Below are 18,936 nucleotides of genomic sequence, written 5' to 3' on the forward strand. Positions count from 1 at the left end.
GTCAGACCTTCGCCAGCTCGCCGAGCTGCCGGCTGGTGAGCCTCGCGGCCACCGGGCTCGGCTCGCGGAACCGGTTGACGCGGTCGCGGAACTCCTTGCGCCTGCGCGCCCAGCGTCGTTTGGCAGCGGCCTTCTCGCACGCCTGGATGTGGGCCTTGCCCGCCTTGGGCGCACCGCTCAGCTCGTAGCCGTTGGCGGTCAGCCGCTCGGCCAGGACCGTCTCGCAGACCGAGATCTCCCAGGGCTCCAGCCTGGCCTTCCACGAACCCGCCCTGGCGGTCGTGACATCGCCGTGGGTGTTGCTGTGCCAGACCTTGTGCTGCGGGATCGCCACCCTGGCGACGTGGTATGGCTCGGACATCGCCGGGTCGTAGTCCTCGCCGAGGAACTCGCAGAGCTTGCTCAGCTCGGTCTCCGGGTAGGCGGTCAGGTCCTCGTAGCGCAGCTCGTAGTAGCTGTCGGCGGGGAGCTTCCTGGCGTGGTGGCGGCCGTAGTCGATCGCCTCACTCCAGTTGACCACCGCGTGGAAGACGTCCTTGGTGTACCAGGGCATCTCCTTCAGCGACGCCACGCAGTCGCGGCCGTCCCTGATCAGGTGCACGAACTGGGCGTCGGGGAAGAGCCTGGTCAACAGGTCCACGTGGTGGTAGTAGCTGGGCCGCTTGTCACCCCAGCGGCTCTTGCCGTACTGCTCGGCGTACGAGCGGAAGGTGATGCCCATCGCCGAGCCCAGCGTCGGCGGCCCCGCGACGATGTCGTCGATCAGCCTGTCCCCGTCGAGCTTGAGCTCCTTGAACTTGGTGTCCTTGTCGCTCACGATCCACCGGCCGACCCTGCGCCGGTTCCGTTCCTCGCGCAGGTCCCCGAAGGAGAACCTGCGGTAGTAGCCGGGCACCACGAACCGTGTCTCCGGAGGCACCGCGATACGTGGATGCGAGTGCAGCATCAGCTGCAACATGGTGGTGCCTGAACGTGGACAACCGATCACGAAGATCGGGCGGTCGGACTGCATGACAACGAACCCCCGTAAAGCTTGGTCAAACAGATACGCGCGGCACCTTCTCCACCAGCGGCGCGGCGGGCACCACCCGGGAGAAGAGCCACATTCGATAGATCAGGAAGACCTCGTTCAGCAGAAGCAGCGCCCCGGAGGCGACCGCGAGGGGCACCAGGGCGACCCTCCCGACCAGCGGGGCGACCACGAACACCGCGGCGTGGAACTCGATGCCGCTGAGCAGATGGCTCCGCACCCGGTGGCGGGCCAGCAGGCGGCCGAACCTGCGGGGCAGCTTCTGTCGCTTGCCGCCCCGCGGCCCCGGCCGCCGGCCCTCGAAGGGGACGACCCGCATCGGCTCGCGGGGCGTGATGGCCTCGCGGGGCATGACGACCTCGACGGGCCTGACGTGCCCGGCGTGTCCGGCGGCCGCCACGGCCTCCGCGGGCCTGACGTGTCCCGTGGCCACCACGGACTCGACGGCCGCCAGGCGGCCGAGCCGGTTCTCCTTGACCACCTCGCGCACGCGCTTCATCTGCGGCGCGTTCACGTAACGGAACAGGTCGAGCACCGCCACCCCCGCGCCGAGCAGGATGTAGGCGATGTCCCCCGTCACCGCGTACTGCCCGGACGCCAGTCCCGCAGCGCAGCAGACCACCCTGATCCGGTCGCCCACGTAGTCGAGCCAGAGTCCGAACGCGGTGCCCGTCCCCTTGAGCCGGGCGATCTTCCCGTCCATGCAGTCGACCATGAAGCTCAGGTAGAACAGCAGTGCCCCCGGCACCAACCGTCCGGCCGCGAAGCAGATCGCCGAGCACATCCCGAGGATCAGGGAGAAGCGAGTGAGCCCGTTGGGGGTGATGGACGTGTGGTTGGCGACGAGCAGGGTGAGCCTGCACGCCACCGGGTCAACCAGGAAAACGGTCCACCAGGAGTCTTTTCGTTTCCGGGTCGCGTGGACGTCGTCCAACGAATAGGCCCTCATGCGTCCCAGCATGGCCACGCCACGTCTCCTGTCATCTACGCTCTGTAACTACTAGAAGATCTCCATGCCACTTCTTGACCGACCCGCGCCACAGTGATCGGCTGCTTTGGAGACATGAAAGGCCGGGGAGGGGTTCCCCGGCCTTTCTCCGGAACCACCGGCCGCCTTCGCTCCGGGCCCATCAGTCGCCTTCGCTCCGGGCCCGCCGTTCTCGCGAGGCGGGCGCGGCTACCGGAAGATCCGGTCCACCGCCCGCGCCGCCGCGCCGCCGTCCTCCAGCGGGCAGAACCTGGCGGTGAAGGCGTCGTACAGCCTCAGGTACTTGGTGCGCACCTCGTCGACGTCCCGTACGGCTTCCACCACCTCCTCGGTCGTGCGCAGCAGCGGGCCCGGGGCCTCGGCCTCGAAGTCGAAGTTGAAGCCGCGCACCTCGTCGCGGTAGCGCTCCAGGTCATAGGTGTAGAACAGCATCGGCTTGCCGGTCACCGCGAAGTCGAACATCGCCGACGAGTAGTCCGTGATCAGCATGTCCGCGACCAGGTAAAGCTCCTGGATATCCGGATATATCGAGACATCGAGGACGAAGTCCCTGCCGATCCGGGGCACCCTGTCGGTGACGCTCGGGTGCTTACGGATCATGAGCACATGGTCGTCACCGAGTTCCTCGGACATCCGCTGCAGGTCCAGACGCAGGTCGAGCCGGTAGCGCCCCCTGCTGTAGAACTTGTCGTCACGCCACGTCGGGGCGTACAGAATCACCTTCCTGCCCTCGGGCAGGCCGAGCCGCTCCCGGATCTCCGCGGCTCCGTCGCGGCGGAGCAGGTCGGCTCGGGGAGAGCCGATCTCCAGGATCTCCCCCTCGAACCGCAGGGCGCTGTCCAGGACCGAGGTGCACCAGGGGCTCGGCGAGATCAGATGGCTCCACCTGGCGACGGTCCTGGCCAGCCGCTCGTGATGGTCGGGCCTGGCGAACAGCACCTTCTCGATGTCGAAGCCGATGCGCTTCAGCGGGGTGCCGCGCCAGGTCTGCAGCACCGTCTGGTCCGGCCTGCGCTCGAACCAGGAGGGCAGGTGGCTGTTGGTGACGATGTACCGGCAGCGGGCCAGCGCGTCGTAGAACTCCCGCCCGTACCGCCGGATCGGCGCCACCCCCTCGGGCAGCTCCACCTGCCCGTCCCTGACCACCCACATGAACTCCAGGTCGGCGCCCCGCCGCACCAGCTCCTCGTAGATCGCCTTCGGGCTGTCGGAGAACTGCCTGCCGGCGTAGCTGTCGAAAAGGACGGCGGGCCGCAGCGCCTCCTGGCACTTGGCCGGATAGAAGTCCTCGCGCAGCAGTCGCTGCTGCTTCGGCCTGCCCGAGGCGCGCAGGTCGTCACTCACCGTGAAGACGGCCTCGGAGGTCAGGTCGGTGTCGAAGGTGAACGTACGGGTGGCGGAGACGTGCTCCAGCGGCGCGGACAGCCGGAACTCCACCCGCATGTCGCCCGCGTCGGTACGGATCGCGAAACCGTGCGTGCCCGCCGGCAGCGGTAGCCACCCGCCGAGCGTGGCGGTCCCCTCGGGCGTCACCGTGACGCTGCCGCCGACGATCGGGAAGAGCCGCTCGTTGAACCGGTTACGCGAGGTGAGGACCAGCCACGCCTGGCCGTCGATGGGGCGCATCGCGGCCCCGGTCAGCGCCAGGTGTCCCCGCTCGGTCCACTCCACCCGCTCCACGTAGAACGTCGGCCGCTGCTCGCGCAGCACCAGCCCGCCCGTCCGCGACCTGTCGAGCACCACGTCCCGGCCGCGGAGCCGGTGCAGGCCGCGCTCCACGTCACGCTCGACGATCAGCGGCCGGGCGTCGCCCTGCTCCGGGACGACCTCGAAGTGCCACTCGGCCCCGGGGTTGAGCGCGCTCATCTCCAGGCTCGCCGGGTCCAGGTCGGGCCAGCGCTCGGACAGCACCTCGTCGAGGTCGATCACCGCTTCGAAGGTGCCGTCCGAGGTGGCCATCGGGTAGCGCCGGTCGCGGCCGCCCTGTGGCCGGGTCAGCCGCAGCACCGGTGCGGCGCCGTGGTCGTCGCCGCACCGGCCGGTGACCCGCAGCCTGCCCTCGGCCACCCGGTGACCGGTGACCCGGCCACCGGGCCGCTCCACCCTGAGCCTGAACTCCTCGGCCGGCGTCCACTCCGTCCACGCCACGCTCCCCGACTCGTCATCGGTGAGCTCCAGCCGCCGCGCGGCCGGACTCGGCTGGGCCAGCCGGCCTCTCCGCAGCAGGCCCCGGGACAGTACGCACAGGTCGACATGCCAGGACGAGCCCGCGGGAAGCCCGGCCGGGTCGACGGCCAGCCGGAACCCGCACCAGTCCTTGCGCCTGCGCGGGCCCGTGTCCACCAGCGACAGCCCACGTTTGACCGTGACCGGGAGCCGGATCCTGCGCCCGGCCCCCTCGGGGACCAGCCAGGCGAAGACGTGCTGCTGGATCCGCCGGCGGGGACGCAGGTAGCGCAGCGAGACCCTGCCCTCGACGATCAGCCTGTCGTCCTTCCAGGCCAGGCCGTCCACCCGCTGCCGCAGGTCAAGCTCCTCGCGCATCCGGATGGCGGACCGCTCGACGGGTACCGGACTGTTGAGGTGGTACCCGCGGATGCCGCCGCCGCCGACCCGGACCGTCGGCTTGACCGTCCTGTCCCACTCCAGCAGCTGGACCAGGTCGTCCATCCGGCGCTGTCGTACCAGCGCCCACTTCGCCCGGCGCTGCGCGGGGATGCGCGAGAGGACCTTCGGCCCCGCCTGGTCGAGGTAGGCACAGGCCAGGTCGAGGAAGCGCTGCTGGAACTCCTCGCCCGCCTGGTCGAGCACCTGCAGGAAGTTCGGCAGGTCGCTGTCGAGGACCATCCGGTCCCACGCGGGCAGGTGCTCGGCCCTGCCGGTGTCGGTCAGGAAGCGGCGCACGGAGTTGACGGCGGCGAACCGGTCCTCGATCCCCTTGACGTGCCCCCGGTTCTGGGTGATCGAGACGCTCTCCCCCTCCCGCTCCCGCCACAGGTAGACCGGGGTGGAGAGCACATCCACCGCCCCGGCCAGGAAGTGGGCGGGCAGGGAGACCGCGATGTCCTCCCAGAGCACCCCCTCGGGGAAGTTCAGCCCGTGCTCGTCCCAGAAGGAGCGGCGCCAGAGCTTGTTCGTGACCAGCCGGTCCTTGAGCAGGATCTCGTCACGGGTCACGTGGGTTCGCCGGGCGGAGTTGGCGAAGATCGTCTTGTGCATCGCCGACTGGCGCACCCCCTGCCCGCTGAAACGCAGCACGTTGCCGGTGGCGAAATCGGAACCGCTCTCCTGAAGGCTGCACGCCATCGTCTCGATCGCCGTCAGCGGGAGCATGTCGTCACTGTCGACAAAAGCGAGGAACTCGCCGGTGGCGTGCCTTATGCCGGTGTTGCGCGCGGTGCCCAGGCCCGCGTTCTCCTGCCGGATCAGCCGGAACCGCGCGTCGCGCGCGGCGAACGCCTCGGCGATCTCCGCGCTGGAGTCGGGAGAACCGTCGTCCACCATGACGACCTCGATGTCACTCCAGGTCTGCGCGACCAACGACTCCAGACACGCCTCAAGGTACGGCTCCACGTCGTAGATGGGCACGATGATGCTCACTGGGGCCACGATCGGTCCTCCGGTAGTCGAAAGCTCACAGTCCGGTCCGTCCGCGCGAACACCGGACACGCCACGCAGGTGAAGATCCACTCATCGTGGAGGACGTCCCGGGCGCGTGGCGGGGCTCGGCGGAAGACCCGGCGGCCATGCGCGCGAGGTGGACGTCACGTCAGCAGCATGGCTTCGCGGCCGATGGGGCGCGCCCAAAATATGACCGCGATGGACTGAGCAGACCGAGACTTGACCATCTCTCGCACCCCGGCCGGCCCCGCCTCCGGCCCGCGGTGCGGCAACGCCTTCACCATGTCCTGGTCAAGGCTGGGAATGCACACGTCCTAGTAAGTCGTAATGACCCTTCGGTCCCCCCGGACCGTCCGCCACGATCGGGTGACCGAGACGGGCGAGATCGCAGGAAACGGCATTCGCGGGGGGAAGCGCATGGACTCAACAGTCGTCGTGGGAGCGGGGCCCGCCGGGCTCACCGCGGCCTACGAGCTGGCCCGGCGAGGACACCCGTGCGAGGTCTTCGAAGCCGACCGGGTGGTCGGCGGGATCAGCCGGACCGAGGAACGCGACGGCTGGCGCTTCGACATCGGCGGACACCGCTTCTTCACGAAGGTGTCGCGGGTGACGGACTTCTGGAACGAGATCCTCGACGAGGAGGACTTCCTGCTCCGCCCGAGGATGAGCCGCATCCACTACGGGGGCCGTTTCTACGACTACCCGCTCAGGGCCTCCAACGCCCTGCGCAATCTCGGTGTCCTCGAATCCGCACGATGTGTCGGCTCCTACGCCTGGGCCCGGATCAGGCCGCCCGCGGACCAGTCCACCTTCGAGGGCTGGGTCACGGCCAGGTTCGGCAGCCGGCTCTACGGGATCTTCTTCAAGACCTACACCGAGAAGGTGTGGGGCGTCCCCGCGGAGAGCATCCAGGCCGACTGGGCCGCGCAGCGGATCAGGAACCTCTCCCTGGGCAGGGCGATCGCCGGCGCGCTGCTGCCCGGAAGGAACAGCAAGGAGGTCACCAGCCTCATCGAGGAGTTCCGCTACCCCAAGCTGGGGCCGGGCATGATGTGGGAGGCCTGCGCCGACCGGGTCCGCGAGCTGGGTTCCACGGTGCGCCTCGGCACCCGGGTCGAGCGCGTCCGCCGCCACCGGGGCCGGCTGGCCCTCACCGTCCGCACGGGCGAGGGCGAGGGCACCACCCGCGAGGTGTACTGCGACAACCTCATCTCCTCGATGCCGCTCAGCACCCTGATCCACGCGTTCGGACCCGACGTGCCGGACATCGTCGCCGAGGCGGCCGCGGGGCTGAGGTACCGCGACTTCCTCACCGTCGCGCTGGTCGTCCCCGAGCGGTTCTCCTTCCCCGACAACTGGATCTACATCCACTCCCCCGAGGTGCGGCTCGGCCGGGTGCAGAACTACGGTTCCTGGTCGCCGTACCTGGTCCGGGCCGGACGGACCTGCCTCGGCCTGGAGTACTTCGTCAACGAGGGCGACGACCTGTGGCGGATGCCCGACGACGACCTCGTCGCGTTCGGCACCCGGGAGCTGGAGCACCTGGGCCTGGTCACCCCCGGTGAGGTCCAGCGGGGCTACGTGGTGCGGATGCCGAAGGCCTACCCGGTCTACGACGCCGACTACGTCCACAACGTGGAGGTGCTCAGGAAGTATCTCGACGTGGAGTGGCCGCGGATCCACCCGGTCGGCCGCAACGGCATGCACCGGTACAACAACCAGGACCACTCCATGCTCACCGCGATGCTGACCGTGGAGAACCTCGTCGACGGCGCCAGGCACGACGTCTGGGAGGTCAACGTCGACGCGGAGTACCACGAGGAGCGCGCGGGCCACCGGATCGCGAGGGGCACCGGCCGCGACGCCCCCGTCCTCCTCGGCCCGACGGCTCCCTGACCTGACGGCCGCTCATCCACCACCCGTCACCGACGGACGCCGACAGACACCGGCGGAACACCGAAACCGGCAATCCCATGACGCCTTGCCTGGCCGCTGCCCATCGGGCACGAGCCGTTGCGGGTCAAGGCTCTCCTCCCAGCCGCCCTGGAGTTGCGCATCATGACACAGCGTTACACGGTCCCGGACGTCAGCGTGATCGTCATCACCTACAACGACGCACCCCGGTTACCCCGGGCCGTGCGCTCCGTACTCGGCCAGACGCTCAAGAACCTCGAAGTGATCGTCGTGGACGACTGCTCGGGCGACGACACCCCCGCGGTGGCCAAGGCGCTCGCCGAGGAGGACGGCCGGGTCCGCTACGTGCGGCTGCCCGCCAACAGCGGCGGCTGCGGCGCCCCCCGCAACGCGGGCATGGACGCCGCCCGCGCACCCTTCCTGATGTTCCTCGACAGTGACGACGAGCTGCCCAGGCACGCCTGCAAGAGCCTGCTGCTGGAGGCGGAGGCGACCGGTGCCGACTTCGTCATGGGCACCGTGGAACGCGTCGACGAGGCGAGTGGCGCCGTCACCCTCTGGTACCCCCGGCTGTTCGCGGAGCGCCGGATCGTGGACGACATCCGCGCCGAACCCGAACTCCTCTTCAACTGCCTGGCCACCAACAAGCTGTACCGGCGGACCTTCCTGGACGGCACCGGCATCCGGTTCCACGAGGACATCCACCACGAGGACATCGTCTGGTCGACGGAGCTGTTCTGCCGCAGCAAGCTGTTCGCCGTCGTACCGTGGCCCGTCTACCGCTGGCTGCTCGCCGCCACGCCCGCGACCAGGTCGATCTCGTCGCGGCGGCACGAGCTGGAGAACGTGCGCCAGCGCGTCACGGCCGCCGTGCTGAGCGACCGCGTGCTGGCCGCCACCCATTCCCTCGATCTCAAGGAGGACAAGGACTTCCGCTTCCTCTCCCACGACCTCCGCCTCTACCTGGGCGACCTGCCCCAGCGTGACCCGGCGTGGATCGCCGAGTTCGCCGACCTCGTCATCCCGTACGTGGACACGCTCGAACCCGCGGCGATCGAGCGGCTGAGCCGGGCCGAGCGGGTCTGCCTCCAGCTCGTCCGCGAGCGGCGCGGCGCCGAGGCGGCGCTCGCCGCCGCCGAGCTGGGGGCCAGGCACTCGGTGCCGCCCCGGGCGGTCACCGCGGAAGGCGGGCGGGTGTTCTGGGGGGCGACGCTCCCGCTGAGCGAGCAGGGCAGGAGCGAGCTGGACGTCACCGAGCTGCACCTGGCGGAGCAACCACTGGCCGGCGCGCTGCTCCGGCACGAGCTCGTCGACCTGCAGGCGTCGAGGGACGAGGTCCGGTTGCGCCTGCGGACCTACGACCCCGGCCGGGTGCTCGACGGCCGCTCGCTGACCGCCTGGCTGCACATCGGCGGCAGGAAGAAGACGATCGCCTCGATCCCCTTCGAGCCGGCACCCGTCGTGACCGAGCCGCCGGAGGGCGCGCGGGAGCGGCGCGGGCTGGAAGGGCAGTGGGACCCGGAGGAGGCGGAGGACACCCAGATCCCCGAGGGGACGGGCATCCTGGAGGCGACGGTGTCGATCTCCCTGCCCGAGCTGGACTGGCCGGACAACGCCGTCAGGCCGCAGGCGGTCACGATCTCGCTCCACGAGGGTGAGCGCCGCAACGCCAGGCCCTTGCTGGCGTCCCCCGGCCTGTCGTTCACCTCCGTGGGCACGGTGGGCACGGGCCGCCTGGTCCTGGAGGCGTCCGCCGACATCCCGTTCCGGCTCGTGGCGCGCAGGCTCGGCCACGTGCCCGCGCGACGCCTGCCGAGCATGGCGGAGCTCTGCCGGCACCTGCTGTCCGACCTGGCCACCCCCCGCAACCTGGGTCGCCTCTACCGGCTGGTCAGCGCGACGGTGCCGGTCAACCGCCGCCTGGTGCTCTTCGAGTCCGCCGAGGGGAGCGGCTACACCGGCAACCCGCGCTACGTCTACGAGGAGCTGCAGCGGCGCGCGGGCGGCCTGCGCGCGGTCTGGTCCCACGCGGGCGTCCCCGAGCGCTTTCCCGAGGACGTCGACCTCGTCCAGCGCGACACCTTCCGCTACGCCTGGACCCTGGCGCGCGCCGGCTACTGGGTGGACAGCCACAACCTCCCCTACTGCTACCGCAAGCGCAAGGGCACCCGCTACCTGCAGACCTGGCACGGCCAGGTGTTCAAGAAGATGGGGCTGGACGAGCCCCGCCACCGGACGCAGCCCGCCCTGGCCAGGAAGTACACCGAGGCGGTGGCGCGCTGGGACATGCTGCTCACCCCGGGCCGCGACTTCCGCCGGGACTTCGCCGAGGCCAGCGGCTTCAAGGGCGAGCTGTTGCACGCCGGCTACCCGCGTACCGACGTGCTGGTGCGGCACGCCGAACCGGCGCAGCGCGAGCGGGCGCGGCGGGTCAGGGAGTTCTTCGAGATCCCGGCCGGAAAACGGGTGGTCCTCTACGCGCCCACGTACCGCGACAACGGGCGTTTCAGCGGCGAATCACTCCGGATCGACCTGCCGGCCCTCGCCGCCACGCTCCGCCCGGACTGGGTGGTCCTCGTCCGCGCCCACCCCTACGACCGCTTCACGGTGCCCGACCCGCTCGGCTGGCTGGCCCGGGACGCCTCGGCGTATCCCGAGGTCAACGACCTGATGCTGGCCTCCGACGTGCTGGTGACGGACTACTCCTCGATCATGTTCGACTATGCCTGCCTCGGCCGGCCGATCCTCTACTACGTCGACGACCACGAGCGCTACGCCTCCGCCCAGCGGGGGGTCTGCTTCGACCTGGCCGAGGTCGCCCCCGGGCCGCTGCTGCGCGACCCGGGCGAGCTCGCCGCCGCGCTGGAGGAGCTCGGTGAGATCACCGAGCGGTACGGGCGGCGCTACGCGGAGTTCCGCGACCGCTGGTGCGGCCTCGACGACGGGCAGGCGAGCGGCAAGGTCGTGGACGCCTTCTTCCCGGAGGTCGTGCGATGAGAGCGCGAAACGTCATCTTCCTCAGCACCGACGGCGACTCGATGGGCGGTTCCCAGCGGGTCATCCACACCCTGGCCCAGGGCCTCGCCACCCGCGGGCACCGGGTGACCCTGGTCAGCATCAACCCCTCCAGGCAGCCGCAGACCTACTTCGCCGACCCGGTCTACCGGCACGCCACGCTGTACGACACACCCGCCCCCGAGGCCGCCCCCCGCTCGCTCCCGTGGCGCAGGGCGAAGGCGCGGCGGACCCCGGAGGAGATCGCCACCGCCAGGCAGCGGCTGCTCCGGCTGACGGACCGGATCGACGGTGGCTACCTGGTCATCGCCTCGCCCTGGGCCGCCCACTGGATCGCCGACCTGCCCATGCCGCACATCGCCAAGATCGGCCAGTACCACCAGTCGTACGCCGAGGCCGTGGACTCCCCGAACCTTCGGTTGATCAAGAAGCACTACGCGCCCCTCGACAAGGCGCTCTTTCTCTGCGACGACTACGCCACGTCCTTCACCAACCACCGGCTCGCCAACTGCGGGACCATGCTGAACCCGGTCAGCGTCTTTCCCGAGCAGGCCGCCGCGCTGCGCAACCCGCGGATCGTCTCGGCGGGACGGCTGGTCAGGGTGAAGCGGATCGACCTGCTGATCGACGCCTTCGCCGCCGCGGCCCCCGCCGTCGCCGAGCCGTGGGAGCTGCACATCATCGGCGACGGGCCGCTCAGGGCGGCGCTGGAGGCGCAGGCCGCCGAGACCGGACTCGGCGGCCGGATCGTCTTCCGCGGGCAGGTCGAGAACGTCGAGGCCGAGTACCTCGACGCCTCCATCGTCACCCTGAGCAGCGACTTCGAGGGATGGGGGCTGGTCCTCGCCGAGGGCGCGGCCTGCGGGCTGCCCGCCGTGGCCTGTGACGCCTCGGCCGGGGTCAGGACCCTGGTCTCGGACGGTGACAACGGCGTGCTGGCCGAACCGGGGAACGCGGGGAGCTTCGCCGCCGCCCTGGAGCGCCTCATGTCCGACGCCGGGTTGCGCCGGCGGATGGGGGCCAGGGGCAGGGAACGGATGAGGGCCTACCGGCTGCCCCGCGTCCTGGACCGCTGGGAGGCGCTGTTCGACGAGATCGACCGCTGACGCGGGCGCTCCTCGCTCATCGCCGGGGCGGCAGGGTTCGTACCTCCCGCAGCAGCAGCGGCACGAACAGGATACCGACGAAGATCGGCGCCACCATGAACCGGAAGTCCGGCGCGGTGTTGGTGAGGATCACGGCGAGCTGCTGCCCCGCGACCACGGCCGCCCCCGCGAGCGCCGCCCCGCTCCCGGTCCGCCGCCACGCGAGCGCGGCCGCCGCGTAGCCGAGGTAGCACCAGAAGGGCGCCCGCCAGAGCAGCCACTCAAGCTGCCTGACCGTGCTCGCGTCCAGCGCGGACAGCCCGGCGGCCCGCAGACCGGCGGAGAACGGCCGCTGCCGCATCGCCGAGGCCGCCGGGGTGCCCGCCCAGCCGTCGGGGAGCCGGGGATCGCGCAGCGAGAAGCGATAGAGCTCGCCGCCGGGCTCGCCCGAGGTCGAACCGACCTGCCAGGCGAGCGCGGCACGGCAGATCCGGGCGCTCAGCATCACACCGGGCGCGCGGACCAGCAGCCCGCGCCAGAGTTCCAGCACGTCGGAGATCCGCTGCTCGGCCCGCGAGTGGCTGAAGGCGGGGTCGAAGAAGACGCGCGCCATGGTCTGGCAGGTCGCACCCCGCCGCCAGGCGTGCAGCGGGGCGATCGTGGCGAGGAGCGCCCGCTGCTCGCGGTCGAAGAGCCGGGGGCGCTCCCCGTACGCCACGGCGAGATCGCCGAACACCGTCTGGTAGGCGAACGAGCGGGACGGCGGCGCGATGCCCATCGCCGGGTAGCCGGCGCCCAGCAACAGCAGCGGCGCCGCCACCGCCGCCGCGGCCACCGTCGCCAGCGGGCGGCGGGCCGCGGGCAGCAACGGGAGCAGCAGGATCGCGGCGATCAGCGCGACGAGGAAGCCGTTGTTCCGGAACAACCCCAGCCCGGCGAGTTCGGCACCGAGGGCGGCCAGCCGCGGATCCCAGGTCCACCCGCCCTTGAGCACCCTGTTCCTGAGCGTGCCCCGCGTCCCGCTCCCGGCCGCGCGCCGTACCGCGGCGGGCCCGGTCGCGAGCCGTACGGCGGTGCCCGCGGCCAGCACCGCGCACACCGTGAACGGCACGTCCTTCCACATCGTCACCGTGAAGGCGCCGAGCGGCGGTGACAGCACCGCGCATCCCAGCACCACGAGCAGCCCGCGCCCGCGCACGCCCAGCGACCTGAGCGCGCCCGCGAGGTGGGCCAGCGCGGCGGCCATCGCCGCCGTCTGCGCGAGGGTGACCGGGGACAGGTCGCCGGTCACCCTCAGCGAGAGGCCGAGCAGGGCGTCGTAGGCGACCGACTGGCCGGCCACCCAGGGGCCCGTCGTGACGTGCGCGACGTAGGTGACGGAGTCCGGGCTCATCAGCCCGGGGTGGAAGGCGAGCCACCAGCCGAGCAGCACGAGCTGGCCGGTCGCGTAGCAGGCGAGCGTGAACCGCCGGTCGCGGGTGTCGCGAACATCGCCCCGCTCCCTCTCGACCGATGGCGGCCCCACCGTAGCGATCGTCATGCTCTCCCCAGCGTTTTCCGGCAGGGGGCCGTTGCCCATCATCGGGCAGCAGCGGGGCGCGCCCACGCCGCTATACACAGCTATGACCTGGGGAAACGTCAAGTTTGCGGTAGGGCGCGCACTGCGGCGCGGTCACCGGGGCAGATGGGCTTTCACAGGACATTGTGACGCTTCAGCCCCGGGAGGCATCAGGCACCTCGATAGGATGCCCACTCGACCGACGTCGATTTGACCCGGAGATCCCCTCATGAAGTCTCCTGTCCGAATGTTGCTGGCCACATCCTGTGCGCTGGCCATGATCGCCACCCCGACCGCCGCGTGGAGTGCGGAACAACCCAGAACAACGGCCAAGTCGGCGGACAAGGCCAAGCCCGCCCCCAAGCCCGTGCCGGTGGACTGCGCGAAGGTCAAGTGCATCGCGCTGACCTTCGACGACGGCCCCGGCAAGTACGCCGACAAGCTGCTCGACACCTTCAAGAAGTACAACTCCAAGGCGACGTTCTTCCTTGAGGGTCAGTACGTGAAGTCCCGCCCCGCGTTCGCCAAGCGGATGGTCGCCGAGGGCCACGACATCGGCAACCACAGCTACAGCCACCCGCACCTGCGGGAGCTGTCCGAGGACAAGATCCGCGAGGAGCTGACCAAGACCCAGGACATCGTCAAGAAGTCCACCGGGAAGTACCCGACGACGATCCGGCCGCCCTACGGCGAGTTCGACCAGCGGGTCACGGCGATCGCCACCGAGATGGGCATGCCGATCGTCCTGTGGAACGGCGGCTCCCGCGACTGGGCGACCAAGAACGAGAAGGCCATCTACGACGAGGTGCTCAAGAACGCCAAGCGTGACGGGGTCATCCTCATGCACGACTGGGTCGAGCAGACGGTCAAGGTGATGCCGAAGCTGCTGACCGCGCTGCAGAAGCAGGGCTACCACGTGGTGGCGGTCTCCTCGCTGCGCGGCGCCAAGGCCACAAAGGCCGGAGAGGTCTACCCCGTCGGTTCCGAGAAGAACGAGGACCTGACCTCCGAGTCGCCCACCGGCGACCCGGGCGACTGGGCGGAGTCACCCGCGGACGGCAGCTGAGCCGCCTCACCCGAGGACGCCCTCTTGGCCATCTCAGCTGAGGGCGTCCTCTCGGTGATCTCGTCCGCGGACCGCCGCCGAGCCAGCCGCCTGCCCAGCCGCTGCATGGGAAGCTCCACGTAGCGGTGGGTGAGCAGGCTCAGGCCGAGCACCACCAGCACGAACGCCGCGGACAGGGAGAGCTGCACCACCGGCCCCGCGGCCCGCACGTCCCCGACAACGGCGTGCGCGATCCGCAGCAGCGGGTGATGCAGCAGGTAGACCGAGTAGCTGACCAGCCCCAGCCAGACGAGGAACCTGGGCAGCCGGCGCTCGCGCAGGGCCATCGCGCCCGCGAACGACACCCCGGCCAGCGCCATGGTGACGAACCACGGCCCCGGCTGCACCCACCACCAGCCGGCCTGCTCCGACCAGACCGGGGCCAGCGCCACGAGCACCGTCGCGGCCGCCACCGGCCAGAGGGCTCCCTCCCCGTGCTCCCAGCGGCGGATCGCGGTCCCGGCGAACATCACCGCGAGAATCGCCGCCCCCAGCCACGGGACGAAACCGGAGAAGATCAGCAGCACCACGGCCATCGCGCCGAGGACATATGCGGCGATCTTCGTGAACCGCCCGGCGATCAGGCAGGCCAGGCCCGCGAAGAACAGCACGCCGGACACGTACGCGGGCCCGGAGCCCTTCAGCGGCGGCCCCGTCAACACCAGCCCCGCCACGACCGCGACCGCCCCGAAGCCGATGGCGAAGGCACCGCTCGCGCGGTGCACCCCGCCGACGAACAGCGCGGTGACGATCAGGTAGAAGACCATCTCGTACGAGAGCGTCCACATGGTGTCGGCCAGGCCGCCCAGGTGCACCACGTCCAGCAGCATCGTGGCGTGCGCGGACACCGAGGCCAGGTCCCTGGGCACCTGCTCGCGGACGGGCATCCAGATCGCCATGACCAGGACTCCCACCGCGACCAGCAGGTAGATCGGGTAGAGCCGGAACACGCGGCTGATCCAGAAGGCCCGCACATCACCGCGCCGCTCCAGCGAAACCGGGATGATGTACCCGCTGACCAGGAAGAACACCAGGACGCCGTACATCCCGAGGTTGAACCAGTACGGCCGCAGGGCGGGCATGAACCAGGGCAGCATGTGCTCCAGCAACACGGCGACCGCGCCGATCCCACGCAGCGCGTCGAGCCACGCCAGGCGGGGAACGGGGGTCTTGGCGGAGCTCGCGCCGATCATTGGAGAGGACACCCGCCCCAACCTACCCCTCGGCCCCCCGGGAAACCCCGCCATCGGCGGCAACCGTCCCCCGCCGGGCGCCTACTCCCACTCGATGGTGCCCGGGGGCTTGCTGGTCACGTCCAGCACCACCCTGTTGACCTCGCGGACCTCGTTGGTGATGCGGGTGGAGATGCGGGCGAGCACGTCGTAGGGGACGCGGGACCAGTCGGCGGTCATGGCGTCCTCGCTGGAGACCGGGCGCAGCACGATCGGGTGGCCGTAGGTACGGCCGTCGCCCTGGACGCCCACCGAGCGGACGTCGGCGAGCAGCACGACCGGGCACTGCCAGATCTCCCGGTCGAGACCTGCGCGGGAGAGCTCCTCGCGGGCGATGGCGTCCGCCTCGCGGAGGATCTCCAGGCGCTCGCGGCTGACCGCTCCGACGATGCGGATGCCCAGCCCCGGGCCGGGGAACGGCTGGCGCCAGACCATGGCGGCGGGCAGGCCCAGCTCCTCGCCGGCCCGGCGGACCTCGTCCTTGAACAGCGCGCGGAGCGGCTCCACCAGCGAGAACTGAAGATCGTCGGGGAGACCTCCGACGTTGTGGTGGGACTTGATGTTGGCGGTGCCGGTGCCGCCGCCCGACTCGACCACGTCGGGGTAGAGAGTGCCCTGGACGAGGAAGTCGACGGGGCCGTCGGCGATGATGGCGCGCTGCTCGTCCTCGAAGACCCTGATGAACTCGCGCCCGATGATCTTGCGCTTCTCCTCGGGGTCGGTGACCCCTTCGAGCGCCTTCAGGAAGCGCTCCTGGGCGTCGGCCACCCGGAGCTTGACCCCGGTGACGGCCACGAAGTCGCGCTCGACCTGCTCGGCCTCGCCCTTGCGCAGCAGCCCGTGGTCGACGAAGACGCAGGTCAGGCGGTCACCGATGGCCCGCTGGACCATGGCGGCGGCCACCGCGGAGTCGACGCCGCCGGAAAGCCCGCAGATGGCGCGGCCCTCGGGGCCGATCTGGGCGCGGATCGCCTCGACCGCGTCCTCGACGATGTTGAGCATCGTCCAGGAGGGGCGGCAGCCCGCGGCGTCCAGGAAGTGCTTCAGCACCGCCTGGCCGTGCTCGGAGTGCAGGACCTCGGGGTGGAACTGGACGCCGTACAGGCCCAGTTCGGGGTTCTCGAAGGCGGCGACGGGCGTCTCGGCGGTCGCGGCGGTGACCGTGAAGCCCTCGGGGGCGGCGGAGACGCTGTCCCCGTGGGACATCCAGACCGACTGCTTCGCGGGCAGCCCCGCGAAGAGCACGCCCTGGTCGCTCACCTCCAGGTGGGTGCCGCCGTACTCGGCGGTGCCGGTCCTGGCCACCTCTCCGCCCAGCTCCTGGGCCATGACCTGGAAGCCATAGCAGATGCCGAAGGTCGGCACACCGGTGTCGAACAGGCCCCCGGGCGCGGCCGGGGCGCCCTCGGCGTACACCGACGAGGGACCGCCGGACAGGATGATGGCCTTGGGCTTCTTGGCCATCATCTCCTCCACCGGCATCGTCGACGGGACGACCTCGGAGTAGACGTGGCATTCACGCACCCTTCGCGCGATCAGCTGCGCGTACTGCGCGCCGAAATCGACGACCAGGACCGTGTCGAACTCAGACACCAAGACCCCCAAAAGGAACAGAGCGGTGCTGCCAGTCTATCGGCGCCCGTCAGCGCGCTACTCGTAGATGGGAAACGGGGGCAGCGTCCCCGCGAGCAGGGCCTCGGTCTGCTCGCGCAGGCCCGCCGCATAGCCGGGATGGGTGAAGACCAGGAAACGCTCCTCGCGGATGGCCGCCACCGCGGCGAGCGCCACCTGTTCGGGGTCGATGCCCCGTTCCACCAGGCCGTCGATGATCCTGACGGAGGCCACCTCGTCCTCGGTGGGCCTGGCGACCGCGAGATTCTCCGGCCTGACCCGTTCCGAGCGGTTGATGCCGGTCCGTACCCCGCCCGGACAGAGCGCGGTCACCCGGAGTTTGGAGCCGGCCATCGCAAGGTCCTGGGCGAGGGACTGCGAGGCGGCGAACGCGGCGTACTTCGAGACCGAGTAGGCGCCGGAGAACGGCGCGGCGAACAGCCCCGAGACCGACACGGTGTTGAGGATGTGGCCCTCGGTGTCCTGGGCGATCATACGGGGGACGAAGGACCGGATGCCGTGGAGCACACCCCAGAGGTTCACCCCGAGCAGCCAGGCGAAGTCCTCGGGCTCCCTGGTCCACATCTGGCCACCCTGGAAGACCCCCGCGTTGTTGCACAGTACGTGAACCGCGCCCAGCTCGCCGAAGGTCCGGTCGGCGAGGTGCTGCACGGCCGCCTGGTCGGAGACGTCGGTGATCTCGGTGAGGACCTTGACCCCCTCCACCAGCGAGGCGGTCTCCGCGAGAGTGCCCGGATCGACGTCGGCGAGCATGAGGGCCATCCCCTCCGCCGCCAGGCCAAGCGCGAGCGCCCGGCCTATCCCGCTGCCCGCCCCCGTGACAACCGCGATCTTGCCTGACAGTTCACGCATCGCGCCGCCTCCCCTGCTGCCTTACCTAGCGACCAGTTGGGCACAAAACTAACGTTAAGCTCACCACCAGTCGAGGAGGCAGACCATGACAGGCACCGGAGTCATCGTCACCGGCGGAGCGTCAGGAATCGGAAGGGCCTGCGCGCTCGCGCTCGCCGAGGCCGGGCGCCCGGTCGCGATCTGGGATCTCGACGAGACGGGCGCCAAGGAGACCGCCTCCTTCGTCGCCATGAACGGCGCCCCGGCGATCTCCGTCACCGTCGACGTCACCGACGCCTCGTCCTTTCCCACCGCGGCCGCCACCAGCCGCGACGCCCTGGGGGCGATCGGCGGCCTCGTGCACGCGGCCGGGATCGCGGCGCCCCTGGGCATCGGCGAGCTGACCGAGGCGGCCTGGGACGCGGTGCTCAACGTCAACCTGCGCGCCCACGCCCTGCTGGTCAAGGCCCTGCTTCCGGACCTGCGCAAGCAGGAGGGCTCCGCGGTCGTCGGCATCTCCTCGGTCGAGGGCCTGGTCGGGCAGGCGTTCATCCCGGCCTACTGCTCTTCCAAGGCGGGCATGCTCGGCCTGACCCGCTCCATGGCCCACGAACTGGCGCCGATCCGGATCAACGCCGTCTGCCCCGGCTACATCGACACCCCCATGCTCGTCAAAGCCACTGGCGGCGACCAGAGCTTCATGGAGTCCTTCGAGCGCAAGTCCCTCTTCCACCGCCTCGGCCGCCCCGGGGAGGTCGCCGCGGCCGTACGGTTCCTGCTGAGCGACGAGGCGTCCTTCATCACCGGCACCCACCTGGTCGTCGACGGCGGCGCCACGGCCGTCGACCGCTGATCCCGCGGGTGACGCGGTTCGATCCGCCGTTCGGCCCGGCGGGCGCGGCGCCGAGGTCCCGCCGGAACCGGC

General features: G+C 70.6%; 12 protein-coding genes. 5 read left to right on the forward strand and 7 right to left on the reverse strand.

From position 1 onward, the window contains the following. Position 1 precedes the first annotated feature (1 nt). The 3 genes from ABZ260_RS01025 to ABZ260_RS01035 form a co-directional block, all read right to left on the reverse strand. Positions 2–1,012: a sulfotransferase gene (locus ABZ260_RS01025; RefSeq protein WP_355611129.1), complete on the reverse strand. Its 1,011-nt coding sequence runs from the start codon at positions 1,010–1,012 to the stop codon at positions 2–4. Positions 1,013–1,037: 25 nt separating this feature from the next. Continuing rightward, a complete protein-coding gene (locus ABZ260_RS01030) occupies positions 1,038–1,979 on the reverse strand; it encodes a CDP-alcohol phosphatidyltransferase family protein (RefSeq protein ID WP_355611132.1) in 942 nt (313 codons plus the stop codon). 228 nt (positions 1,980–2,207) lie between these two features. Further along, positions 2,208–5,618 (reverse strand): bifunctional glycosyltransferase family 2 protein/CDP-glycerol:glycerophosphate glycerophosphotransferase, encoded by a 3,411-nt coding sequence (locus tag ABZ260_RS01035; protein WP_355611135.1) that lies wholly within the window; start codon positions 5,616–5,618, stop codon positions 2,208–2,210. Between the two features lie 438 nt (positions 5,619–6,056). Between ABZ260_RS01035 and ABZ260_RS01040 the strand changes: the two genes are divergently transcribed. The 3 genes from ABZ260_RS01040 to ABZ260_RS01050 all read left to right on the forward strand — a co-directional run bounded on the left by ABZ260_RS01040 (position 6,057) and on the right by ABZ260_RS01050 (position 11,674). Then, positions 6,057–7,535 carry an NAD(P)/FAD-dependent oxidoreductase gene (locus ABZ260_RS01040; RefSeq protein WP_355611138.1) on the forward strand — a complete coding sequence of 493 codons (1,479 nt, stop codon included), beginning with the start codon at positions 6,057–6,059 and terminating at the stop codon, positions 7,533–7,535. A gap of 162 nt (positions 7,536–7,697) precedes the next feature. Beyond that, the gene (locus tag ABZ260_RS01045; protein WP_355611141.1) at positions 7,698–10,550 is read left to right on the forward strand and encodes a bifunctional glycosyltransferase family 2 protein/CDP-glycerol:glycerophosphate glycerophosphotransferase; all 2,853 of its coding nucleotides are present in this window, start codon (positions 7,698–7,700) and stop codon (positions 10,548–10,550) included. Next, positions 10,547–11,674 (forward strand): glycosyltransferase, encoded by a 1,128-nt coding sequence (locus ABZ260_RS01050; protein ID WP_355611144.1) that lies wholly within the window; start codon positions 10,547–10,549, stop codon positions 11,672–11,674. The genes ABZ260_RS01045 and ABZ260_RS01050 overlap by 4 nt, the downstream gene beginning before the upstream one ends. 16 nt (positions 11,675–11,690) lie before the next feature. Here ABZ260_RS01050 and ABZ260_RS01055 read toward each other — a convergent pair whose 3' ends face one another. Further along, positions 11,691–13,193 carry a hypothetical protein gene (locus ABZ260_RS01055; protein WP_355611147.1) on the reverse strand — a complete coding sequence of 501 codons (1,503 nt, stop codon included), beginning with the start codon at positions 13,191–13,193 and terminating at the stop codon, positions 11,691–11,693. A gap of 265 nt (positions 13,194–13,458) precedes the next feature. Here ABZ260_RS01055 and ABZ260_RS01060 point away from each other — a divergent pair, with 265 nt between their 5' ends. Beyond that, the gene (locus ABZ260_RS01060) at positions 13,459–14,277 is read left to right on the forward strand and encodes a polysaccharide deacetylase family protein (protein ID WP_355611150.1); all 819 of its coding nucleotides are present in this window, start codon (positions 13,459–13,461) and stop codon (positions 14,275–14,277) included. On the opposite strand, the gene ABZ260_RS01065 is transcribed toward ABZ260_RS01060, so the two are convergent. The 3 genes from ABZ260_RS01065 to ABZ260_RS01075 form a co-directional block, all read right to left on the reverse strand. Next, positions 14,181–15,521, reverse strand: a complete 1,341-nt coding sequence (locus ABZ260_RS01065) for an acyltransferase (RefSeq protein WP_355611153.1) — start codon at positions 15,519–15,521, stop codon at positions 14,181–14,183. The genes ABZ260_RS01060 and ABZ260_RS01065 overlap by 97 nt on opposite strands. A 69-nt stretch (positions 15,522–15,590) precedes the next feature. Beyond that, positions 15,591–17,141 (reverse strand): glutamine-hydrolyzing GMP synthase, encoded by a 1,551-nt coding sequence (gene guaA, locus ABZ260_RS01070; protein WP_355611156.1) that lies wholly within the window; start codon positions 17,139–17,141, stop codon positions 15,591–15,593. A gap of 57 nt (positions 17,142–17,198) precedes the next feature. Next, complete coding sequence (locus ABZ260_RS01075; protein ID WP_355556235.1) at positions 17,199–18,032, reverse strand: SDR family NAD(P)-dependent oxidoreductase; 834 nt, start codon at positions 18,030–18,032, stop codon at positions 17,199–17,201. 85 nt (positions 18,033–18,117) lie between these two features. On the opposite strand from ABZ260_RS01075, the gene ABZ260_RS01080 reads away from it, so the two are divergent. After that, positions 18,118–18,864, forward strand: coding sequence for an SDR family oxidoreductase (locus ABZ260_RS01080; protein WP_355611159.1), 747 nt, complete (start codon positions 18,118–18,120; stop codon positions 18,862–18,864). The last annotated feature ends 72 nt before the right edge of the window (positions 18,865–18,936 follow it).

This window comes from Streptosporangium sp. NPDC006013, assembly GCF_040614275.1.
GTDB lineage: Bacteria > Actinomycetota > Actinomycetes > Streptosporangiales > Streptosporangiaceae > Streptosporangium.

Excerpts from the sequence above, each read along its gene's own strand:
- ABZ260_RS01045 (WP_355611141.1), top strand. The coding sequence starts at position 7,698 with ATGACACAGCGTTACACGGTCCCGGACGTCAGCGTGATCGTCATCACC.
- ABZ260_RS01050 (WP_355611144.1), top strand. The coding sequence starts at position 10,547 with ATGAGAGCGCGAAACGTCATCTTCCTCAGCACCGACGGCGACTCGATG.
- ABZ260_RS01060 (WP_355611150.1), top strand. The coding sequence starts at position 13,459 with ATGTTGCTGGCCACATCCTGTGCGCTGGCCATGATCGCCACCCCGACC.
- ABZ260_RS01030 (WP_355611132.1), bottom strand. The coding sequence starts at position 1,979 with ATGAGGGCCTATTCGTTGGACGACGTCCACGCGACCCGGAAACGAAAA.
- ABZ260_RS01025 (WP_355611129.1), bottom strand. The coding sequence starts at position 1,012 with ATGCAGTCCGACCGCCCGATCTTCGTGATCGGTTGTCCACGTTCAGGC.
- ABZ260_RS01075 (WP_355556235.1), bottom strand. The coding sequence starts at position 18,032 with ATGCGTGAACTGTCAGGCAAGATCGCGGTTGTCACGGGGGCGGGCAGC.
- ABZ260_RS01080 (WP_355611159.1), top strand. The coding sequence starts at position 18,118 with ATGACAGGCACCGGAGTCATCGTCACCGGCGGAGCGTCAGGAATCGGA.
- ABZ260_RS01055 (WP_355611147.1), bottom strand. The coding sequence starts at position 13,193 with ATGACGATCGCTACGGTGGGGCCGCCATCGGTCGAGAGGGAGCGGGGC.
- ABZ260_RS01040 (WP_355611138.1), top strand. The coding sequence starts at position 6,057 with ATGGACTCAACAGTCGTCGTGGGAGCGGGGCCCGCCGGGCTCACCGCG.